2 protein-coding genes are annotated in these 3553 nt (G+C 42.5%); one reads left to right on the top strand and one right to left on the bottom strand.

Annotation, left to right across the window (positions count from 1 at the left end; all coding sequences use genetic code 11):
• The first annotated feature begins 146 nt into the window (after positions 1 to 146).
• Positions 147 to 1859 carry an aryl-sulfate sulfotransferase gene (locus tag NNO08_RS22720; RefSeq protein WP_271457597.1) on the top strand — a complete coding sequence of 571 codons (1713 nt, stop codon included), beginning with the start codon at positions 147 to 149 and terminating at the stop codon, positions 1857 to 1859.
• Positions 1860 to 1922: 63 nt separating this feature from the next.
• Here the strand turns inward: NNO08_RS22720 and NNO08_RS22715 are convergent, their stop codons facing one another.
• Positions 1923 to 3497: a bifunctional metallophosphatase/5'-nucleotidase gene (locus NNO08_RS22715; RefSeq protein ID WP_271442852.1), complete on the bottom strand. Its 1575-nt coding sequence runs from the start codon at positions 3495 to 3497 to the stop codon at positions 1923 to 1925.
• Positions 3498 to 3553: the final 56 nt, after the last annotated feature.

Below are 3553 nucleotides of genomic sequence, written 5' to 3'. Positions count from 1 at the left end.
ATTTATTACTTATACGTTCATGATATGTTAAATCATAATATTTTATTGTTATTTATTTGTGCCACGGTTTCTATCTTATTATTTTTGAAACGTCGGTATTATGTTGCTGACAAGAAATGAATACTATTTTATGGAAAGGTGGAAATATGAACATCAATAAGTTATCTATCAGCCAGCCAGCTCCTCGCACACCCATTAACCAACAAATTGACGTTGATAATGCGATGGTACTTTCACATAATGCAATCTATCAAAGTCTGCTCGCGGCAGTGACGGACGCGGATAGCTATGAGAATCCGTTAATTACTTTAGATCCTTATGGAACTGCGCCTTTAAGTCTTTATTTAGGGATATGGGGGGCACTGAATGAAGATATAACGGTTACTGTTCAGGATAGTAAGGAGAGCACCGTTGCCGTCTCATGGACATACAGCATGCAAACTGGCGCTAACCTGGTTCCTGTTTCGGGGTTAGTTGCTGGCGAAGATAATATCGTTACCTTGATCTCCGGCACGCAGATTGTCGGGCAATACACAGTAACGCCTGCAGCATTACCGCCATCGGATTCTGCGGATATTACTCTTGGCTTCCCGGTTATTACTGTAACCAAAGCCGTTGATGAATCTTCATTAGTAGCTGATGGCCTTTATTTTTCTACGTATTTTGACCGTTACAATCTGGCATTTGACCAATATGGTATCGTTCGTTGGTATGTTTCTCAGGAGATTCCTTCCTACAATTTTGTTCGAATGGACAATGGACATTTTCTGGCGACATCACAGGGTGTCAATCATTGCCTGGACATGTATGAATTTGATGTAATGGGACGAGTGTATACAGTCTATCTGCTTGATAATGAGTTTCATCACTCTATTCTGCCATTAGAGAACAATCTTGCTATTGCTCCCTCGGAGTATACCAATGGACGCCCTGACGATTATTCAACAGGCAAGGATGGTGTTTCCATTATCGATCTGACTACCGGACTTGAAGTCGCTTATTATGATATGTTGAAAGTGATGGACTATTCACGTTCTCCACGCCCATCGGGAAGTGCGCCAGGCCAATCTGTGACGATGGATGATTGGTTGCATATCAACCAAAGCTATATTAATACGACGAACAATTTGCTGGTTTCATCCGGGCGCCACCAAAGTTCTGTTTTTGGGGTTGATGTTGAGTCGGGGCAATTGCGCTTTATTATGGCAGATCACGAGGACTGGGCCTCTGACTTTGAAGAATATCTACTTACCCCAGTTGATGAATCAGGTAATCCGTTGTTTGATTTTTCTACTCAGGAAGGAATTGATTCAGCGAACAGAGATTTCTGGACATGGGGTCAGCATAATATCGTTGAAATCCCAAATACAGAGAGTGGTATTCTGGAGTTCTTAGTGTTTGACAATGGAAATTACCGTTCCCGGGATGATGCCAAAAGTTTGCTACCGATTGATAATTTTAGCCGGGTGGTTCAGTTTAGAATCGATCTGAATACAATGACGGTATCACGTTCGTATGAATATGGTAAAGAAGAGGTGGGAAGCCGGGGATATAGCAGTTTTGTCAGTGCCAAGCATTTACTCAGTAATGGTAATCTGGTCATCCATTTTGGCGCAAGCACTATGGATGAAAATGGTCGCCCTTTATCCGCCCAGCCAGGATATAGTGATATTGTAGATCCGCTGGATGGTAGTCAGGCACTGGGTATGCTGGTACTGCAAGAAATCAATAAGGAAACCAAACAACTGCTGTTCGAGGCAACCGTAACATCGGGCTATTATAAGAATGCTGAAGTCAATGGGGATGATTATCGCTATGATATCTCAGCATTCAGAGTTTATAAATTGCCACTCTTTTAATTAGGTATAGAAAATGCGGCCATTTTATGGCCGCATGATGTTTAACTATTTGAGGCTAAGTCACTACTTGCTAATATCATCGACACGCATGGTGTGATCAGGTGTAATGTTGTTGACATGTTCCATGTAATCAACAATTGCCTGAGCAGTTTGCAGTCCCTTGATATATTTGACATTTTTACCCTTGGTGAAGGTAAACCCACCACCGCCTTTACCAATGAATGAGTCGAGCGCAACAGAGTAGTATTTATTGTCTTCTACCGGCTTGCCTTTAATATTGAATTCAACAATGCGCTGGCCTTGCGGTTTCGTACTGTCATATTTGAATTGTACGGTCTTAGAAGCATGCAGAATACCATTTTTCAGATCGGCCGCATGCGACATAATGGCTTTCAGATCTTTGCCGCTGATATCCATGCTCATCACATCATTGGTAAATGGGTACATGCTCAATACATCACCATAGGTAATATTACCTTTTGGTAGTTCGGAACGAATACCGCCAGCATTATAGAAGGCAGCATCGGCGTAAGGCACTTTATACAACAATGCATCGGTTATTAAGTTACCTGTCGTTGCTGATTCACCATAGGAGCGGGTCAGAATTTCCGGTGAGTGGGCAACGACGCGGTCAGTAATGGCCTTAACCTTATTATTCCACTCATCAATTTTCGCTTGTGTTTGTGGATCGGGTTTGTAGGTATCTGCGTACATCGTGATGAGTTTGCCGTTGTAGCTATCCACTTTTTTCGTTTCAGGGTTCCAGTCAAGTACCAGCTTACCTAATTCAATCGTATAGGCATCAGTAGAGACGACAAGCGTATCTCCGACTTTAATCGGCTCCGGTGTACCCTTATGAGCGTGACCGGTGATAAGCACGTTCAACCCGTAACCTTCAAGCGTTTTAGCCATTTCAACATCGGTCTTCAGCGCGCGAGCAACATCATCATCACCACCACTGGACTGGCGGCCTGGGACGCCTTCATGCGCAAGAAGCACAGTGAGGTCAACTTTTCCCTTTAACTCTTCCAGCTGTTTTTTCACATAAGGAACAGGATCCCGGCAGTCCACACCTTCACGTACACCTGCTGCAATCGCTTCATAAAACGCGGAAACACCGTGCATACCAATAACACCAATTTTTAAGCCATCTTTTTCGACGATGGTATACGGTGTTTTAATCAACGGGTTTTCCGTTCCGCTGTAAAAAACGTTGTCGAGCAGCACCGGAAATTTAAGTTTGCTGAGTTGTGTGACCAAATTCTCATGCCCGTGATCAAACTCATGGTTCCCTACTGAGACGGCATCATAGGGCATAGTATTCAGTATATCGATAATGGCTTCACCTTTGGTTAAGGTGCTGATATACGGTCCGGTAAAATAGTCACCAGCGTCAAAGAAAAAAACATCTTTTTCTTTGGCTTTTGCATCTTTAACAATTTTCGAAATGGGCGCAAACCCACCAACTTCACGGGTTTTAGACACATAAGGAATAATTTCTGGAGAGACGTGGGCATGTAAATCATTGGTGTAATAGATTGTGATATCTCGGGCATCAGCGGAGAACGTTACGGCTGATGATAACCCGATACACAGAGAAAGTAATGATACTGAAAATTTCTTTTTCATATTAACCATCCATTTGTTAAATATACAACATCGATCTATGTCTAATTTATTGATAAACATATATC

The organism is Citrobacter sp. Igbk 17 (assembly GCF_028069775.1).
Taxonomy (GTDB): Bacteria; Pseudomonadota; Gammaproteobacteria; order Enterobacterales; family Enterobacteriaceae; genus Citrobacter.
The sequence above is the reverse complement of the archived record's forward strand: the minus strand, read 5'-3'. Positions and strand labels throughout refer to the sequence as shown.

Coding starts and splice junctions, on each gene's coding strand:
- NNO08_RS22720 (WP_271457597.1), top strand. CDS start 147: ATGAACATCAATAAGTTATCTATCAGCCAGCCAGCTCCTCGCACACCC.
- NNO08_RS22715 (WP_271442852.1), bottom strand. CDS start 3,497: ATGGTTAATATGAAAAAGAAATTTTCAGTATCATTACTTTCTCTGTGT.